Origin of the sequence: Ralstonia soli (assembly GCF_023955655.1) — a bacterium.
GTDB classification, from domain to species: domain Bacteria; phylum Pseudomonadota; class Gammaproteobacteria; order Burkholderiales; family Burkholderiaceae; genus Ralstonia; species Ralstonia soli.
The window spans coordinates 299,082-315,532 of the sequence record NZ_JAMXHT010000006.1; the positions used below are offsets into that span (position 1 = coordinate 299,082).

General features: G+C 65.8%; 17 protein-coding genes. 15 read left to right on the top strand and 2 right to left on the bottom strand.

What is annotated here, in order from left to right:
- Positions 1 to 149: 149 nt before the first annotated feature.
- On the top strand, positions 150 to 1,703 hold the full coding sequence (gene murJ, locus NG900_RS17365; RefSeq protein WP_252682604.1) for a murein biosynthesis integral membrane protein MurJ: 1,554 nt from the start codon (positions 150 to 152) through the stop codon (positions 1,701 to 1,703).
- Positions 1,703 to 2,548 (top strand): SirB1 family protein, encoded by an 846-nt coding sequence (locus tag NG900_RS17370; protein WP_252682605.1) that lies wholly within the window; start codon positions 1,703 to 1,705, stop codon positions 2,546 to 2,548. The genes murJ and NG900_RS17370 overlap by 1 nt, the downstream gene beginning before the upstream one ends.
- A gap of 3 nt (positions 2,549 to 2,551) precedes the next feature.
- Here NG900_RS17370 and NG900_RS17375 read toward each other — a convergent pair whose 3' ends face one another.
- On the bottom strand, positions 2,552 to 3,199 hold the full coding sequence (locus NG900_RS17375) for a VTT domain-containing protein (protein WP_252682606.1): 648 nt from the start codon (positions 3,197 to 3,199) through the stop codon (positions 2,552 to 2,554).
- Between the two features lie 136 nt (positions 3,200 to 3,335).
- Here NG900_RS17375 and mutL point away from each other — a divergent pair, with 136 nt between their 5' ends.
- The 8 genes from mutL to NG900_RS17415 all read left to right on the top strand — a co-directional run bounded on the left by mutL (position 3,336) and on the right by NG900_RS17415 (position 10,515).
- On the top strand, positions 3,336 to 5,234 hold the full coding sequence (gene mutL / locus NG900_RS17380; RefSeq protein ID WP_252682607.1) for a DNA mismatch repair endonuclease MutL: 1,899 nt from the start codon (positions 3,336 to 3,338) through the stop codon (positions 5,232 to 5,234).
- 7 nt (positions 5,235 to 5,241) lie between these two features.
- Positions 5,242 to 6,222, top strand: a complete 981-nt coding sequence (miaA, locus tag NG900_RS17385; RefSeq protein ID WP_252682608.1) for a tRNA (adenosine(37)-N6)-dimethylallyltransferase MiaA — start codon at positions 5,242 to 5,244, stop codon at positions 6,220 to 6,222.
- Positions 6,219 to 6,749 (top strand): GNAT family N-acetyltransferase, encoded by a 531-nt coding sequence (locus NG900_RS17390; RefSeq protein ID WP_252682609.1) that lies wholly within the window; start codon positions 6,219 to 6,221, stop codon positions 6,747 to 6,749. Before miaA ends, NG900_RS17390 begins: the two co-directional genes overlap by 4 nt.
- A gap of 84 nt (positions 6,750 to 6,833) precedes the next feature.
- The gene (locus tag NG900_RS17395) at positions 6,834 to 7,574 is read left to right on the top strand and encodes a 2OG-Fe(II) oxygenase (RefSeq protein WP_420804165.1); all 741 of its coding nucleotides are present in this window, start codon (positions 6,834 to 6,836) and stop codon (positions 7,572 to 7,574) included.
- A 15-nt stretch (positions 7,575 to 7,589) separates the two neighbouring features.
- Positions 7,590 to 8,246, top strand: a complete 657-nt coding sequence (gene alkB, locus NG900_RS17400) for a DNA oxidative demethylase AlkB (RefSeq protein ID WP_252682611.1) — start codon at positions 7,590 to 7,592, stop codon at positions 8,244 to 8,246.
- Position 8,247: 1 nt separating this feature from the next.
- Positions 8,248 to 8,871, top strand: coding sequence for a DNA-3-methyladenine glycosylase family protein (locus NG900_RS17405; RefSeq protein WP_252682612.1), 624 nt, complete (start codon positions 8,248 to 8,250; stop codon positions 8,869 to 8,871).
- 100 nt (positions 8,872 to 8,971) lie between these two features.
- Entirely contained in the window at positions 8,972 to 10,054 is a 1,083-nt protein-coding gene (ada, locus tag NG900_RS17410; protein WP_252682613.1) for a bifunctional DNA-binding transcriptional regulator/O6-methylguanine-DNA methyltransferase Ada, read from the top strand.
- A gap of 47 nt (positions 10,055 to 10,101) precedes the next feature.
- On the top strand, positions 10,102 to 10,515 hold the full coding sequence (locus NG900_RS17415; RefSeq protein WP_252682614.1) for a hypothetical protein: 414 nt from the start codon (positions 10,102 to 10,104) through the stop codon (positions 10,513 to 10,515).
- Positions 10,516 to 10,589: 74 nt separating this feature from the next.
- On the opposite strand, the gene purM is transcribed toward NG900_RS17415, so the two are convergent.
- Positions 10,590 to 11,645: a phosphoribosylformylglycinamidine cyclo-ligase gene (gene purM, locus NG900_RS17420; protein ID WP_252682615.1), complete on the bottom strand. Its 1,056-nt coding sequence runs from the start codon at positions 11,643 to 11,645 to the stop codon at positions 10,590 to 10,592.
- A 163-nt stretch (positions 11,646 to 11,808) separates the two neighbouring features.
- Between purM and NG900_RS17425 the strand changes: the two genes are divergently transcribed.
- The 5 genes from NG900_RS17425 (at position 11,809) to folK (ending at position 16,421) form a co-directional block, all read left to right on the top strand.
- A complete protein-coding gene (locus tag NG900_RS17425) occupies positions 11,809 to 12,879 on the top strand; it encodes an AI-2E family transporter (protein ID WP_252682616.1) in 1,071 nt (356 codons plus the stop codon).
- A 21-nt stretch (positions 12,880 to 12,900) separates the two neighbouring features.
- Positions 12,901 to 13,602, top strand: a complete 702-nt coding sequence (hda, locus tag NG900_RS17430; protein WP_252682617.1) for a DnaA regulatory inactivator Hda — start codon at positions 12,901 to 12,903, stop codon at positions 13,600 to 13,602.
- Positions 13,603 to 13,669: 67 nt separating this feature from the next.
- Complete coding sequence (locus tag NG900_RS17435; protein WP_252682618.1) at positions 13,670 to 14,359, top strand: histidinol-phosphatase; 690 nt, start codon at positions 13,670 to 13,672, stop codon at positions 14,357 to 14,359.
- The gene (pcnB, locus tag NG900_RS17440; protein WP_252682619.1) at positions 14,356 to 15,909 is read left to right on the top strand and encodes a polynucleotide adenylyltransferase PcnB; all 1,554 of its coding nucleotides are present in this window, start codon (positions 14,356 to 14,358) and stop codon (positions 15,907 to 15,909) included. The genes NG900_RS17435 and pcnB overlap by 4 nt, the downstream gene beginning before the upstream one ends.
- The gene (gene folK, locus NG900_RS17445) at positions 15,906 to 16,421 is read left to right on the top strand and encodes a 2-amino-4-hydroxy-6-hydroxymethyldihydropteridine diphosphokinase (RefSeq protein ID WP_252682620.1); all 516 of its coding nucleotides are present in this window, start codon (positions 15,906 to 15,908) and stop codon (positions 16,419 to 16,421) included. The genes pcnB and folK overlap by 4 nt, the downstream gene beginning before the upstream one ends.
- The last annotated feature ends 30 nt before the right edge of the window (positions 16,422 to 16,451 follow it).

Consider the following 16,451-nt stretch of genomic DNA (forward strand, 5'->3'; position numbering starts at 1 on the left):
GCACTTTTGAGTGCATGGCGGGCCGGTCCCTATAATACGGCCCCAATTGCGCCCTTCTGTCACGTCCGGCGCGAACCCCGCATGGCGTCGCCGGTCAGACCGCCATCGCCGTGTTTGCCTCCCGGGCGGCGCCCAACCACGCATTCATCTTGAATCTGCTCAAAACCCTCGCCACGATCAGCGGCCTGACGATGCTCTCGCGCATCACCGGGCTCATTCGCGAAACGCTGATCGCCCGCGCCTTTGGTGCCTCGGTCTATACCGACGCCTTCAACGTCGCCTTCCGCATTCCGAACCTGCTGCGCCGACTCTCGGCCGAGGGCGCATTCTCACAGGCGTTCGTGCCGATCCTGGGCGAGTTCAAGAATCGCCAGGGCGAGGCCGAAACACGCGCGCTCGTGGATTCGGTGGCCACGGTGATGACGTGGTTCCTGGTGATCATTTCGGCGCTGGGCGTGATCGGTGCGCCGTTGATCGTCACGGCGGTCGCAACCGGCTTCAAGGAACACGAGGCCCAGGCCTATATCTCGGCCGTGTTCATGACGCGAGTGATGTTTCCGTACATCGGGCTCGTGTCGCTGGTGGCGCTGGCCTCGGGCATCCTGAATACGTGGCGGCAGTTTGCCGTACCTGCTTTCACGCCGGTGTTGCTGAACGTCTCGTTCATCGTGGCGGCGGTGTTCGTGGCGCCGTTTCTTGAGACACCGATCTACGCACAGGCCTATGCGGTGATGGTGGGCGGCATCCTGCAACTCGCCATCCAGATTCCGTCGCTGCGCAAGGTTGGGATGTTGCCGCGCGTGTCGTTCAATGTGCGGGCGGCGTGGCATCACCCGGGCGTGCGGCGCGTGCTCAAACAGATGCTGCCGGCCACGCTGTCGGTGTCGGTGGCGCAGATCAGCCTGATCATCAATACGAACATTGCGTCGCGCCTGCCGACGGGCAGCGTGTCATGGCTGAACTATGCGGATCGGCTGATGGAATTCCCGACCGCGCTGCTGGGCGTGGCACTCGGGACGATCCTCCTGCCGAGCCTGTCTAAAGCCAGCGCGGACGACAACCGCGAAGAGTATTCGTCGCTGCTCGACTGGGGCCTGCGGCTGACGGTGCTGCTGGCGGTGCCATCGGCGGTGGGCCTGTTCGTGTTCGGGGCGCCGCTCACGGCCACACTGTTCCACTATGGCAAGTTCACCGGCATCGACGTCGAGATGACGCGCCAGGCGCTCACGTCATACGGCGTGGGACTGATCGGGCTCATCGTCATCAAGATCCTGGCGCCGGGCTTCTATGCGCGGCAGGACATCCGCACGCCGGTGAAGATTGCCCTGGTGGTGCTGGCGGCGACGCAGCTCTCCAACTACTTCTTTGTGCCGGTGTTCGGGCATGCGGGGCTGGCGCTGTCGATCAGCTTTGGCGCGACGATGAATGCGGCGCTGCTGTTCTTCGGGCTGCGCCGCCGTGGTTATTACCACCCGCTGCCGGGGTGGGGGCTGTTCCTCGCGCAAGTGACGTCGGCCGTGCTGCTGCTGGCCGGCCTGCTGCTGTGGCTCGCCCACAATTTCGATTGGGTGGGACTGGGCGCTAAACCGCTCGTGCGCATCGCGCTGCTGGGGGCAAGCCTGGTCCTGTGCGCGGTGGTCTATTTCGGTACACTGTGGCTGACTGGATTGAAGTTCTCCACGTTCCGAAAGAAGGCCATCTGATGACCACAAAAGTCCTCGATTATTTTTCGGCCCTTGTCGCGGACGACGACAGCATCCCCCTCACCGAAACTGCCCTGTCCATTGCGCAGGACGCGTATCCGGACCTGGACCTGCAGGCCGAGCTTGCCGCCATCGACCTGCTGGTCGCGCGCATCAAGAACCGTATCGCCGACGGCACGCCGGCCATCCAGCGCCTGCGCCTGCTCAACCACTTCTTCTATCGCGAGCTGGGCTTCGGCCCCAATGCGAACGATTACTACGACCCCGAGAACTCCTACCTGAACGCCGTCCTGCAAAGCCGGCGCGGCATTCCGATTTCGCTTGCGGTGCTGCTCATGGAGATCGGCCAGCAGATCGGGCTGCCGCTCAAGGGCGTGTCGTTCCCAAACCACTTCCTGGTGCGCATGAGCATTCCCGCGGGCGAGGTCGTGCTCGATCCGCTGACGGGGCAGACATTGTCGAAGGAAGAGCTGCAGGACATGCTCGATCCGTACCTGGAAAAGGAAGGCATCGAAGACCCGAACACGGTGCCGCTCGGGGTGTTCCTGCAGGTGGCCACGCACCGCGAGATCATCGCGCGCATGCTGCGCAACCTGAAGGCGATCTACTTGCAGGAATCACGCTGGCAGCGCCTGCTGGCGGTGCAGCAGCGGCTCGTGATTTTGCTGCCCGATTCAATCGAGGAAGTGCGCGACCGGGGCCTAGCCTACGCCAACCTGGAGTGCTTCCGGCCCGCGCTGGAAGACCTAGAAGCCTATGTGGACGCCCGGCCCGATGCAGCCGACACGCCCAAGCTCAAGGAGCGCATGCCAACGCTGCGCGCCATGAGCAAGAACCTCAACTGACGCTTACTTCTGCGCCACGGCGCCGCGACGGCGCTTGAGCAGCTTCCACAGCCCGCCCAGCATCAACGGCACGATGGCCGCGCCCAGGCCGATCAGCACGATCGTGTTCAGGTGATCACGCACCACCGGCACGTTGCCGAACGCCTCGCCCGACAACACGAGAATCGCCACCCACAGCACGGCGCCAATCATGTTGAAGAGCTGGAACTTGGCAAACGTCATCTTCGACACACCGGCCACGAACGGCGCGAACGTGCGCACCACCGGGATGAAGCGCGCCATCACCAGTGTCTTGCCGCCGTGGCGTTCATAGAAGCCGTGCGTCTTCATCAGCGCTTCGTGATCGAGGAAGCGGATGTGACCGTCGAATACCTTGGGGCCGATCCACGCGCCAACGAAATAGTTGACGGTGTTGCCGGTGACCGCGGCAATCACCAGCAGCACGATCAGCAACCAGGCGTCCATCTGGCCCGTCGCGCACATGGCGCCGGCAATGAAGAGCAGCGTGTCGCCCGGCAGGAAGGGCAGCACCACCAGGCCCGTCTCGGCAAAGACGATGGCGAACAGCAGCACATAGACCCACGCACCGTACTGCTGGATGAGCAGTCCCAACGATTTGTCGACATGCAGAACGATGTCGACCAGTTGCATCACGATATCCAAACCATCCCCCTAAGCGAGGCGGGAATGATACCGGATGCGACTTAGATTTCCCCTAGCCCTTGGTGGGGACATCGGGGGGCTTGCATCGGTGCGCCACACAGGGTGTGACATTTATAATGCGCCGATGAATTCGACCGCCCCCGCCCGCCGCCCCATCCGCCCGCTTCCCGACCAGCTGATCAGCCAGATCGCGGCCGGCGAGGTGGTCGAGCGGCCGGCGTCCGTAGTCAAGGAACTGCTGGAAAACGCGCTGGACGCCGGCGCCACGCAGCTCCAGATCAAGCTGGAAGAAGGCGGCGTGCGGCGCATTGCCATTACCGACAATGGCGGCGGTATTCCGTCGAGTGAACTGCCCGTCGCGCTGATGCGGCATGCGACCAGCAAGATCGGCTCGTTGGAAGAGCTGGAATCGGTGGCGACGCTGGGGTTTCGCGGTGAGGCGCTGGCCTCGATTGCCTCGGTAGCCGAGTTGACGCTCACCTCGCGCACTGCCCATGACGCGCACGCCACGCAAATCATTGCGCAAAGCGGGCGCGTGCAGCCGGCCTCGGGCGGCGTCGGTACCACCGTCGACGTGCAGCACCTGTATTTCAATACGCCGGCGCGCCGCAAATTCCTGAAGACCGAGCAGACCGAGCTGGGTCATTGCATGGAGGTGATCCGCCGCACCGCCCTGGCGCGGCCCGATGTGGCCATCTCCGTGCATCACAACGGCAAGCCGCTGGAACACTGGAATGCGACGCAGGCGGATTCTCGCTCGGCCGCCGTGCTCGGCACCGAATTCGCCCGCGCGCGCCTGCCCTTCGAAGAGGCCGCCGGCGAGCTGCGCCTCTTCGGCTTTGCCGGCCTGCCGACCGCCTCGCGCGGCCGGGCCGATCACCAGTTTTTCTACGTCAACGGCCGCTTCGTGCGCGACCGCCTGCTCACGCACGCCGTGCGCAGCGCCTATGAAGACGTGCTGCACGGCGACCGCTTTCCGGCCTACGTGCTGTGCCTGGAGCTGCCGCCCGAAGCGGTGGACGTGAACGTGCATCCGTCCAAGATCGAAGTGCGCTTCCGCGACAGCCGTGCCGTGCACCAGTTCGTCTATCACGCGATCCAGCGCGCGCTGTCCCGCCACGCCGGTGAACAGGGCGACAGCCTGCGCACCGATATTGCCGATGCGCCTGAAGTGGCAGCCACGCCCTCGCCAGCCGACAACACCACGCGCTGGATCAACCAGATGGCTGCGCGGCAGACGTCGCTGGGCATTGCACAGCCGCGCGCCGAATACCTGTCGATGATGCGTGGTGATAGCACGCCCATGCCCTCGTCCCGCCCCGCGTGGATGGCTGACGTGCCAAACGCATCGACATTGTTCGACGGCGGCACCGCGACTGTCGAAGCACCAAGTTCCATCGCGGAGCCCGTCGTCGCGCAACAAGCCGATGACGATGACGCTCACCCGCTCGGCTTCGCCATCGCCCAGTTGCACGGCATCTACGTGCTGGCGCAGAACGCGCGCGGCATGGTGCTCGTCGACATGCATGCCGCGCACGAGCGCATCCTGTACGAACAGCTCAAGACTGCGCTGGAAGCCAAGCGCGTCGAAGTGCAACCGCTGCTGATCCCGGTGACGTTTGCCGCAAGCCCCGTGGAAATCGGCACGGCGGAGGAATTCCGCGACACGCTCACGCTGCTGGGCTTCGACATCTCCGCCGTGTCGCCGACCACGCTGGCCGTGCGTTCCGTGCCGACGCTGCTGCAAAAGGCGGATGCACAAGCCCTCGCCCGCGACGTGCTGCGCGATTTGCAAGCCTACGGCGGCTCGCGCGTGCTGGCCGAGCGCCAGAACGAACTGCTGGCCACGCTCGCATGTCATTCCGCCGTGCGCGCCAACCGCCGCCTGAACATCGACGAAATGAACGCGCTGCTGCGCCAGATGGAAGCCACTGAACGGGCCGATCAATGCAACCACGGCCGCCCCACGTGGATCCAGTTGACCGTGGCCGACCTGGACCGTCTGTTCCTGCGCGGCCAGTGAGCTGGTGATGACCGTGTCTTTTGCAAACGCACCGCGCGCTGTCTGCCTGCTCGGGCCCACCGCCTCCGGCAAAACCGCTGCTGCATTGAAGCTCGCCGAGCGCTGGCCTGTCGAGATCATCAGCATGGATTCCGCGCTGGTCTATCGCGGCATGGATATCGGCACCGCCAAGCCCAGCGCCGAAGAACAGGCCATCGCGCCGCATCACCTCATCGACATCATTGACCCGCTCGATGCGTATTCGGCCGCGCAGTTTGCCAACGATGCCAACGCGCTGATCGACGCCATCCGCGCGCGCGGCAAGCTGCCGCTGATCGTCGGCGGCACGATGCTGTATTACAAGGCGCTCACACAGGGCCTCTCCGATTTGCCTGGCGCCGATCCGGCCATCCGCGCGGAAATCGATGCTGAGGCCGCACGCGACGGCTGGCCCGCGCTGCACGCCAAGCTCGCACTGGTCGACGCCATCACCGCCGCGCGGCTGCATACGACGGATGCGCAGCGCATCCAACGCGCGCTGGAGTTGTATCGACTGACAGGTCAGCCAATGTCTGCGCTGCTGGCGCGCGAGGTCGGTGCGAATGCGTTCCAGCAGCACGATGCCGCCGCGCCGTATCTGACGATTGCGCTGGAGCCCTCCGATCGCCTCGTGCTGCATGCACGCATCGCGCAGCGCTTTGATGCCATGCTCGCGGGCGGCCTGCTTGACGAAGTGGAGGCGCTTCGCAAACGCGGCGACCTTTCGCCAACGCTGCCATCCATCCGCTGCGTGGGCTATCGCCAGGCGTGGGCCTACCTCGACGGCGAGATCGACATGGCTGCCTTGCGCGAACAAGGCATCGCTGCCACACGCCAGCTCTGCAAGCGCCAGATCACATGGCTGCGCAGCACGCCGGAGCGGCACGTGGTCGATTGCCTCGCCCCCGATTACGTCGACCAGGTTGCGTGCCTGGTTCAAACCTCACTGCAATCCCAATCACAGCAATGACGACGACCGACACCGCCACCACCTTCACGCTGCGCCCTGCTACGCCGGATGACTGCGCTTCGCTCGTTCGCCTGATCGCCGCGCTGGCCGAATACGAAAAGCTCACGCACCTCGTGCAGACCACGCCCGAGGCCCTTGCCACGATGCTGTTCGGGCCGCGCCCGTACTGCGAGGCCGTGCTGGCAGAAGTCGACGGCCGGGCCGTGGGCTTTGCGCTGTTCTTCCACAACTTCTCGACGTTCCTGTGCAAGCCGGGCCTGTATCTGGAAGACCTGTTCGTGGAGCCGGAATATCGCGGCCTGGGCATCGGCAAGGCATTGCTGATCCACCTCGCGCGCTTGGCGCAGGAACGCGACTGCGGCCGCTTCGAATGGAGCGTGCTCGACTGGAATGCGCCGTCGATCGCCTTCTACGAAGCCATGGGCGCCGACGTGCTGCCCGAGTGGCGCATCTGCCGTGCGACGGGCGATGCACTGGGCAAGCTGGCCGCCACACCGATGCCCTCCAGCATGACCGCGCAGACCTGAATTCGACCGCAAGCTCCGGAGTGCCTCGTGCACTCGCAGAAGCGTAGGCTTGGCATATCGCCCTTCCAAATGGACGGAATGCATATGCGGCCTTCCCCGGGCACCGCGCAAATCAGCGCGAGTCACCACCCCAATCTCGACGGCATCGACTGGCATGCCGCTGAAGACGCTCTGAATGACGTCGGCAGCGCCGTGCTGCCCGGCGTGCTCACGCACGAAGCCTGCGACGGCCTGGCCGCGCTCTACCCGCAAGAGCGCCTCTACCGCTCTCGCGTGGTGATGGAGCGCCACGGCTTCGGGCGCGGCGAATACCAGTACTTCGCGTATCCGCTGCCGGCCCCGATCGCGCAACTCCGCACAGCGCTCTACCCGCCGCTGGCGAGCATCGCCAACCGCTGGAACCAGGCGATGGACATCGACGTGCGCTATCCACCCGAGCATGCTGATTTCTTGCGCCGCTGCCACCAAGCCGGCCAGTTGCGCCCCACGCCGCTGATCCTGCAATACGGCCCCGGCGACTACAACTGCCTGCACCAGGACCTCTACGGCGAGCACGTCTTTCCGCTGCAGGTGGCGATCCTGCTATCCGAGCCCGGCGTCGATTTCACCGGTGGCGAATTCGTCATGACCGAGCAGCGCCCACGCATGCAATCGCGCCCTGAGGTGGTGCCGCTACGCAAGGGCGATGCGGTTGTGTTTGCCGTGCATCACCGGCCCGTGCGGGGCACGCGCGGCACGTACCGCGTGAACATGCGCCATGGCGTGAGCCGCCTGCGCTCAGGCCGGCGGCATACTGTCGGCATCATCTTTCATGACGCGCTGTAGCCCTCTCACTCGATCATGACCACGGGCGACCTGTTTGCCGATCACGCACCCGCTGACGATGCACGCATCGTGCTCGGTGAAGCCGCGTTTCTGCTGCGCGGCTTTGCCCTGGCCGATGCGCCTGCGCTGCTCACTGCTGTGGACGCCATCACGCAGCAGGCGCCGTTTCGTCACATGATCACGCCGGGCGGTTTCGAGATGTCGGTCGCGCTGACCAACAGCGGCACGCTCGGCTGGACCTCCGACCGGCGCGGCTACCGCTATGCCACACATGACCCGCTCACTGATAACCCGTGGCCGCCGCTGCCCGAGGTGTTCCTGCGCCTCGCCCGCCATGCCGCCGCCGAGGCGGGCTTCCCCGGCTTCACGCCTGATGCCTGCCTCATCAACCGCTACGTGCCCGGCGCGCGCCTGTCGCTGCACCAGGACAAGGATGAGCAGGATTACGGCGCGCCCATCGTCTCCGTGTCGCTCGGCATGCCGGCCCTCTTCCTGTTTGGCGGACACCGGCGCGCGGACAAGACGCAGCGCATCCCGCTGTTCCACGGCGACGTGGTCATCTGGGGCGGACCCGATCGCCTGCGCTATCACGGCATCGCGCCGCTCAAGGATCATGCGCACACGGTGCTGGGCAGCCAGCGCATCAACCTCACGTTCCGCAAGGCCGGCTGACATGGCGGAAAACATTGACCAGCAGGCCGCCGATTTCCTTGCCGCGCTCGACGACGACTGGGCCCGCCATATCGCCGCCGTCGGTCCCTGCCGCCACGCGGCCAAACCCGCGCGCGAACCGTATGAAGCGCTGGTGCGCGCCATCGCCTATCAGCAATTGCACGCCAAGGCGGGCGACGCGATCCTCGGCCGCTTTCTCGCGCTCTATCCGGGTGCCAGCTTTCCCAGGCCACGACAGGTGCTGGCCACCGACGAGTCTGCGCTGCGCGGCTGCGGCTTCTCCGCGAGCAAGCTGGCGACCATCCGCGGCATTGCGCAAGCGGCACTCGACGGCACGGTCCCCACACGCGATCTCGCGCTCGCCATGCCGGACGAAGCCCTGATCGAGCAGCTCGTCAGCCTGCGCGGCGTTGGCCGGTGGACGGTCGAAATGCTGCTGATCTACACCCTGGAGCGCGCCGACATCCTCCCCGCCGACGACTTCGGCGTACGCGATGGGTACCGCCGCCTCAAGCGGCTGGACTCCACGCCCACACGCAAGCAGATGATCGAAATCGGCCGCGCGTGGAGCCCGTATCGCACGGTCGCATCCTGGTACTTGTGGCGCGTGCCGGCCAAGCCGTAGCGTGACGCCCCGGTCGCATCGAATTTGACCGCAAGACCCGGAGTGCCCATGCCGAGGCCCACACCTACAGTACAGTCATCGCAGTCCACTGGATGACGCCATGCCAACCACCGCCCGCACCGTACCGGAGACCACCTCCGTCGAACACGATCCGCGTTGGGCCCGTGTGCTCGCGCGCGATGCTTCCGCCGACGGGCAATTCGTGTATGCCGTGAAGACCACCGGCGTGTATTGCCAGCCAAGCAGCGCGTCGCGCCTGCCGCGGCCGGAGAACGTCGAGTTCTTCGACACGCCGGCCGATGCCGAGGCCGCCGGCTACCGGCCGAGCCGCCGCGCCGGCCCGGACCAGACCACCGTTCGAGCGCAACAAGCCGCACTCGTCGCGCAGGCCTGCCGCCGCATCGAAGGCGCCGACACGCCGCCCACGCTAGACATGCTGGCCGACGAAGCCGGCCTGAGCCCGTATCACTTCCACCGCCTGTTCAAGAGCGTCACGGGCCTCACGCCCAAGGGCTACGCTGATGCGCACCGCGCCCGCAAACTGCGCACGCAACTGGGCCGCGGCAGCAGCGTCACCGAGGCCATCTACGATGCGGGCTTTAACGCCAGCAGCCGCTTCTACGAAGCGTCGGACAGCGTGCTCGGCATGACGGCCAGCCGCTACCGTGCAGGCGGCGCGCAGACGACGATCCGCTTTGCGGTGGGCGAATGCTCGCTCGGCTCAATCCTGGTAGCGCAAAGCGATCGTGGCATCTGCGCGATCCTGATGGGCGATGACCCCGATGCCCTCGTGCGCGATCTGCAGGACACCTTCCGCAAGGCCGAACTCATTGGCGGCGATGCGGGCTTTGAAGCGCTGGTCGCCAAGGTGGTGGGGCTGATCGAAGCGCCGTCTCTCGGGCTGGATTTGCCGCTGGACGTGCGCGGTACCGCGTTCCAGGAGCGCGTGTGGCAGGCGCTGCGCGAAGTGCCACCCGGCAGCACCACCAGTTACGCCGAGATTGCCGCGCGCATTGGCGCACCCAAGGCGGTGCGCGCGGTGGCACAGGCCTGCGCGGCCAACCACATCGCCGTGGCGATTCCGTGCCATCGGGTGATCCGGCGCGATGGCAATACGTCGGGTTACCGCTGGGGTGTGGAGCGCAAGCTCGCGCTGCTGGAGCGCGAGGGCCATCCGCAGTAAGCGTTCCGGGTACAGTGGCGGCTTTATCCGCACGCATGTTCACCGCCATGGCCCGCTGTCTGCTTCCTGCCCTGCTCGCCGCCATTGCGCTCGCGGGGTGCGGCCGATCCGACGAGGCGCCCAAGCCGGCCGCGCCAACGGCCTCCGGCCCCACCGTCGCCAGCACCCCGGCTGCCGGTGCGCCTGCTATCAGCAGCGCCGACCAGGCCAAGGCCGTCGACCTGGCCCGCGCCGCCATCGAGAAGTACAAGCTGACCACGCTGCCGCAGGAATGCCTGTCGTTTCTGGTGGACCGGGCCGACGACACGCACAACAGCGTCGAGGTGCTGGAGAACCATACCCCGGCCTGCGGCGGCGATCCGAACACCGCACCACGCATCGTCACCCTGCTGATCGACAACCACACCGGCGCGCTACAGAAAGACGACCCTGCCACCGGCGAATACGTCCCGCTGAAATAAGCACCCGCAAAACGCCACGCATAAAAAAAACCGCCGAACTGGTCGGCGGTTTTTTGTTGGGTGTGAAGCTCCCGTCAGACCACGATCGTCTGCGCTTCACCAGCTTGGCGGGCGCGGATTTCGCCGATCTGGTAGACCGTCTCGCCCGCTTCCTTCAGGTGGGCGATGGCTGCCGGCGCGTCTGCCGCCGACACGATCACGACCATGCCGATGCCGCAGTTGAACACGCGGTGCATTTCGTCATCGGCCACGTTGCCGGCCTTCTGCAGCCACTGGAACAGCGGCGGCAGCGTCCAGGCGCTCTTGTGCAGCACGGCAGTCAGGTTGTCTTGCAGCACGCGCGGCACGTTTTCGGTCAGGCCACCGCCGGTGATGTGCGCCATGCCCTTGACGGTCAGCTTTTCGATCAGCGACAGCAGCGGCTTCACGTAGATGCGCGTTGGCGCCATGATGGCGTCTTGCAGGCGCTGGCCGTGGAAATCGGCGTTCAGGTCCGGGCGCGACACCTCGATGATCTTGCGCACCAGCGAGTAGCCATTCGAATGCGCACCCGACGAAGCCAGGCCCAGCACCACATCGCCCTCGGCAATGGTGGTGCCGTCGATGATCTTGCGCTTTTCGACTGCGCCAACGGCAAAGCCGGCCAGGTCGTATTCGCCGTCGGGGTACATGCTCGGCATTTCAGCGGTTTCGCCGCCGATCAGCGCGCAGCCGGCCAGCTCGCAGCCCTGGGCGATGCCCTTGACCACGGTGGCGGCGGTCTCGACGTCGAGCTTGCCGCAGGCGAAGTAGTCGAGGAAGAACAGCGGCTCGGCGCCCTGCACCAGGATGTCGTTCACGCTCATTGCCACCAGATCCTGGCCGACCGTGTCGTGGCGGTTCAGGGCAAAGGCCAGCTTGAGCTTGGTGCCCACGCCGTCGGTGCCGGACACCAGCACCGGCTCCTGGTACTTCTTGGACAGCTCGAACAGCGCGCCGAAGCCGCCGATGCCGCCCAGCACGCCTTCACGCATGGTGCGCTTGGCAAACGGCTTGATGCGGTCGACAAGGGCGTCACCCGCCTCGATGTCGACGCCCGCGTCGCGGTAAGACAGGCCGGTCGATGCGGATGGGGTTTCGGAAGCGCTCATACAGTGGTCTGAATTGAAAAAACCGGGAAAGAAAGCAGGACAGCGGTGGGCAGTCACCAAAATGGGACCCGCCGGTCCAGTAAAATTGCAATTTTACCGGATGCGGGCACCCCGATGGCCGCTTTTCCGACTCACCCATTCGCTATCGGAGCTGTCGCCACCCATGAACGCCCCCGTGCTATCGCAGGAAACCAAGCGCACACTTGCCTGGATCGCCGTGGCGCTGATCTTCCTGGCCCTGCTCAAGGCGCTGGCGCCCACGCTCACGCCCTTCGTTTTCGCGTTCATCCTGTCGTACATCCTGCACCCGGGCGTCGAATGGCTGCAGCGCCGGCGCGTGCCCCGCGTGCTGGGCGTCTTCCTGATGATCCTGGTGCTGACGGTGGTGGCCGTGGCGCTGATGCTGCTGATCCTGGCCGTGCTGCAGCGGGAGATTCCGGCCATCCGCGAGCAATTGCCGGGCATGCTGGCCAGGCTCAACGCCTTTCTCTCACCCAAGCTGGCCGACATGGGCCTGCACGTCAGTCTCGACTTTCCCGGCCTGCGCAAGCTGCTGACCGAACAACTCGCTGCCAGCCCCGATGACGTGATGGCCCGCGCGCTGAACACCCTGCGCGTCTCGGGCTCGGCGGCCATCCAGGTGCTGGGCATCTTCTTCCTGGTGCCGATCGTGATGTTCTACCTGCTGATGGACTGGAACATGATCATGCGCCGCGTCGAGACCGCCGTGCCGCGCCGCTGGCTGCCCAAGATGCGCGAACTGGCCGCCGAGACCGACGGCCTGCTCTCCCAATACCTGCGCGGGCAGATCATCGTGATGCTGGTGCTGGCGGTGTACTACTCGGCGGGCTTGGCGCTGGCCGGCTTTGACGTGGCGCTGCCGGTGGGCATCTTCACGGGGCTGGCCGTGTTCATCCCTTACATCGGCTTTGGGGTGGGGCTGTCGCTGGCGATCCTGTCGGCACTGTTGCAGTTCGGCAACCTGTATGGCCTGCTGGCGGTGGCCGTGGTGTACGGCATCGGCCAGTTCCTCGAAAGCTTCTACCTGACGCCCCGCCTGGTTGGTGAGCGCATCGGCCTGCACCCGCTGGCGGTCATCCTCGCCTTGCTGGCTTTTGGCCAATTGTTCGGATTTTTCGGTATCCTGCTGGCCCTGCCGATCAGTGCCGTGCTGCTGGTTGGTTTGCGGCAGATCCGGTTGCTTTACCTGAGCAGCAGGCTCTACCGCGAATAACTCACCCCTGCCTCCCGTTTCATGGCCCCACCAGAACAGCTACCGCTCGAACTCGGCGCCCCTCCGGACCCGACCTTCGACAACTTCGTCGCCACCGGCAACGAAGAGGCGGTATTGCGTCTGCGCGCCCTGATTCCACAGGTGGTGGACGGTACGGCCACCGACCGCCTCGTCTACCTGTGGGGCGAGGAAGGCAGCGGCCGCAGCCATCTGCTGCAGGCCATCTGTGCCCAGGCAGAGGCCGGTGGCTACGAAGTCCGCACGCTGGCCCCCGACGCTCCGCTCGAAGCCTACGAATTCGACCCCGATATCACCGTCTGGACCATCGACGACGCCGAGCGGCTGGATGAATGGGCCCAGGTGGCCGTGTTCAACCTCGTCAATGAACTGCGCGCGCACCCGCATGCGGCCATCGCCATCGCTGGGGCTGCAGCCCCGATGTCGATGCCGCTGCGTGAAGATCTGCGCACCCGACTCGGCTGGGGCCTGGTCTACTGGCTGCGGCCGCTGTCCGACGCCGACAAGGTCGAAGCCCTGCGCCAGGCCGCCCGCGAACGCGGCATGCAGCTCTCGGCTGATGTCCCGCAGTGGCTTGTCACGCACTCCTACCGCGACATGCCGAGCCTGATGGCCCTGCTGGACGCCCTTGACACCTATTCGCTCGCCCGCAAGCGCGCCGTCACCCTGCCGCTCGTGCGCGACATGCTCGCGCTGATGAAGTGAGCCGCCGCGGGACGCACGCCATGGCAGGCGCGGCCGGTTATGTAACGTTCGGGTAAAATCGCCGCCCATGAATCTGGCCCTCTTCGACCTCGATCACACCCTCATCCCCACCGACAGCGACCACGAATGGGGACGCTTCCTCGTCCGTCGCGGTGTGGTGGATGCAGCCGAATACCAGCGCAAGAACGATCAGTTCTATGCCGACTACAAGGCCGGCACGCTGGATGTCCACGCGTTCCTGCGCTTTGCGCTCGCGCCGCTGGCCGCCCATTCGCGCGACACGCTTGCCGAGTGGCACGCCGAGTTCATGCACGACGTGATCACCCCGACCATCACGCCGCAGGCCCGCGACCTGGTCAATCGCCACCTGGATGCCGGCGACCTGTGCTGCGTGGTCACCGCCACCAACAGCTTCGTCACCCGGCCGATCGCCAAGGTGTTTGGGATCGAGCATCTGGTCGCCACCGAACCCGCCACCGCCGACGGCACACCCGAAGGCGCCTTCACCGGCGACGTGTTCGGCACGCCGAGCTTCCGCGAAGGCAAGGTCTCACGCGTGCACGAGTGGCTGGCCAACATGGGCCGCGGCTGGAGCGACTTCGAACGCAGCACCTTCTACAGCGATTCGGCCAACGACGTGCCGCTGCTCGAAGAAGTGACCGACCCCGTCGCCACCAACCCGGACGACACGCTGCGCAACCTGGCAGCCTCGCGCAACTGGCGCATCATGGATCTCTTCAAAGCAGGCGCGGCGTGATCAAGAAACTCATCAACCGGCTGCTCGGCAAGAGCACTGCAGAACCCGCCTCGTCCGCCGAGCCGGGCACGCCTGCCGCCAAGAAGACCCGCACGCCCAAGACGCCGAAGCCGCGCACCAAGTCTAACGGCGGCGTGCCACGCCAAGCGCGTGTGTGGAGCGTGGAAGAACACGGCATCGACCGGAATCTGCTCTCGCGCAACGCAGTCAAGGTCACGTCCACGCTGCAGGAAGCCGGCTATAGCGCCTTCATCGTCGGCGGCGCGGTGCGCGACCTGCTGCTGGGCATCAAGCCGAAAGACTTTGACGTCGCCACCAACGCCACGCCCGAGCAGGTGCAGGCGCTGTTCCGCCGCTCGCGCATCATCGGGCGGCGCTTTCAGATCGTGCACGTCACGTTCTACGGCGGGCGCGACCAGGAAATCATCGAAGTCTCGACCTTCCGCGCGCTCGTTGATGCCGTGGACGCCGAGCAGGTGCCCGCCGGCAAGCGCGTCAAGCGCACCGAGCTGGACCACCACACGCACGCGGTGGACGCCAGCGGCCGCGTGCTGCGCGACAACGTCTGGGGTACCCAGGCCGAAGACGCCACGCGCCGCGACTTCACCGTCAACGCGATGTACTACGACCCGTCCGACGAGACGGTGCACGACTACCACCACGGCATGGAAGACATGCGCGCCCGCACGCTGCGCATGATCGGTGATCCGCTCACCCGCTACCGCGAAGACCCGGTGCGCATGCTGCGCGTGGTGCGCTTTGCGGCCAAGACCGGCTTCGACATCGACCCCGCCACGCGCGCGCCGATCGCCGAACTGGGCCCGCTGATCCACAACGTACCGGCCGCCCGCCTGTTCGACGAGATGCTCAAGCTGCTGATGTCGGGCCACGCCTGGGCCTCGCTGCAAGAGTTGCGCAAGGCCGGCCTGCATCGCGGCCTGCTGCCGCTGCTGGACGTGGCACTGGAGCAGCCGATGGGGCAGCGCTTCGTACAGCTCGCGCTCGATAACACGGACGATCGCGTGAAGGCCGGCAAGCCGGTCTCGCCGGGCTTCCTGTTCGCCTCGCTGCTGTGGCATCACGTGGTCGAGCATTGGAACCGCCGCCGCTCCGCCGGCGAGCCGCTGATCCCCGCGCTGCACACGGCCATGGATGAAGTTCTCGACCGCCAGACCGAGCAGCTCGCCATCCAGCGCCGCTTCACGTCCGACATGAAGGAAATCTGGAGCATGCAGCCGCGCTTTGAGAAGCGCTCGGGCCGCATGCCGTATCGCCTGCTGGAGTCGCCGCGCTTCCGCGCCGGTTACGATTTCCTTGTCCTGCGCTGCGCCTCGGGCGAATTGCCGCAGGAACTCGCCGACTGGTGGACCGATTTCCAGAACGGCGACGGCGAAGCCCGTGAAGCGCTCATGGCCCAGGCCAAGCACGCACCGAGCCCCACAGGAAACGCCGGCCCGGCCAGTTCGGGCAAGCGCCGTCGCCGCCGACGCGGTCCGGCAAAATCGGATACAGTCGGTAGCGTCGGTCCGGAAGGTTCGGAGGAAACGTGAAGACAGTGGCGTACATCGGCATCGGCGCCAACCTGGGCGACGCACGCCAGGCAGTCAAAGACGCCGTGGTCTGCCTCGCGCAGCAGGTCGGCATCACCGTCACCGGCAAATCGAGCCTGTATCGCAGCGCGCCGGTCGAATCGAGCGGCGACGACTACATCAACGCCGTGGTGCGCATCGAGTCGCACTTCACCGCCAGGCAACTGCTCCGCATCTGTCATCACATCGAAGACCAGTTCGGCCGCGAGCGCCCATTTCACAACGCACCGCGCACGCTGGACCTGGATCTGCTCCTCTACGGTGACCACGTCCTCACCTCACCCGAGCTGACCGTTCCACACCCGCGCGTTGGCCAGCGCGCTTTTACGCTACTGCCGCTGCATGAGCTGGCACCCGACCTCGTGATTCCGGGAATCGGCGCCGTGGCCGAGCTGCTGCCCAGCGTGGCCGATCAGCGCATCGAGAAAACCACGATGTGCCAGTGCATGCGCGCGAAGCAGCCCGCTGCCTGATCCTGTGCACCACACGCACCTCCTCTACTG

What these genes read in the sequence shown, in the direction of transcription:
- NG900_RS17370 (WP_252682605.1), top strand. Translation starts at nt 1,703, where the DNA reads ATGACCACAAAAGTCCTCGATTATTTTTCGGCCCTTGTCGCGGACGAC.
- NG900_RS17375 (WP_252682606.1), bottom strand. Translation starts at nt 3,199, where the DNA reads ATGCAACTGGTCGACATCGTTCTGCATGTCGACAAATCGTTGGGACTG.
- mutL (WP_252682607.1), top strand. Translation starts at nt 3,336, where the DNA reads ATGAATTCGACCGCCCCCGCCCGCCGCCCCATCCGCCCGCTTCCCGAC.
- miaA (WP_252682608.1), top strand. Translation starts at nt 5,242, where the DNA reads ATGACCGTGTCTTTTGCAAACGCACCGCGCGCTGTCTGCCTGCTCGGG.
- NG900_RS17390 (WP_252682609.1), top strand. Translation starts at nt 6,219, where the DNA reads ATGACGACGACCGACACCGCCACCACCTTCACGCTGCGCCCTGCTACG.
- NG900_RS17395 (WP_420804165.1), top strand. Translation starts at nt 6,834, where the DNA reads ATGCGGCCTTCCCCGGGCACCGCGCAAATCAGCGCGAGTCACCACCCC.
- alkB (WP_252682611.1), top strand. Translation starts at nt 7,590, where the DNA reads ATGACCACGGGCGACCTGTTTGCCGATCACGCACCCGCTGACGATGCA.
- NG900_RS17405 (WP_252682612.1), top strand. Translation starts at nt 8,248, where the DNA reads ATGGCGGAAAACATTGACCAGCAGGCCGCCGATTTCCTTGCCGCGCTC.
- ada (WP_252682613.1), top strand. Translation starts at nt 8,972, where the DNA reads ATGCCAACCACCGCCCGCACCGTACCGGAGACCACCTCCGTCGAACAC.
- NG900_RS17415 (WP_252682614.1), top strand. Translation starts at nt 10,102, where the DNA reads ATGGCCCGCTGTCTGCTTCCTGCCCTGCTCGCCGCCATTGCGCTCGCG.
- purM (WP_252682615.1), bottom strand. Translation starts at nt 11,645, where the DNA reads ATGAGCGCTTCCGAAACCCCATCCGCATCGACCGGCCTGTCTTACCGC.
- NG900_RS17425 (WP_252682616.1), top strand. Translation starts at nt 11,809, where the DNA reads ATGAACGCCCCCGTGCTATCGCAGGAAACCAAGCGCACACTTGCCTGG.
- hda (WP_252682617.1), top strand. Translation starts at nt 12,901, where the DNA reads ATGGCCCCACCAGAACAGCTACCGCTCGAACTCGGCGCCCCTCCGGAC.
- NG900_RS17435 (WP_252682618.1), top strand. Translation starts at nt 13,670, where the DNA reads ATGAATCTGGCCCTCTTCGACCTCGATCACACCCTCATCCCCACCGAC.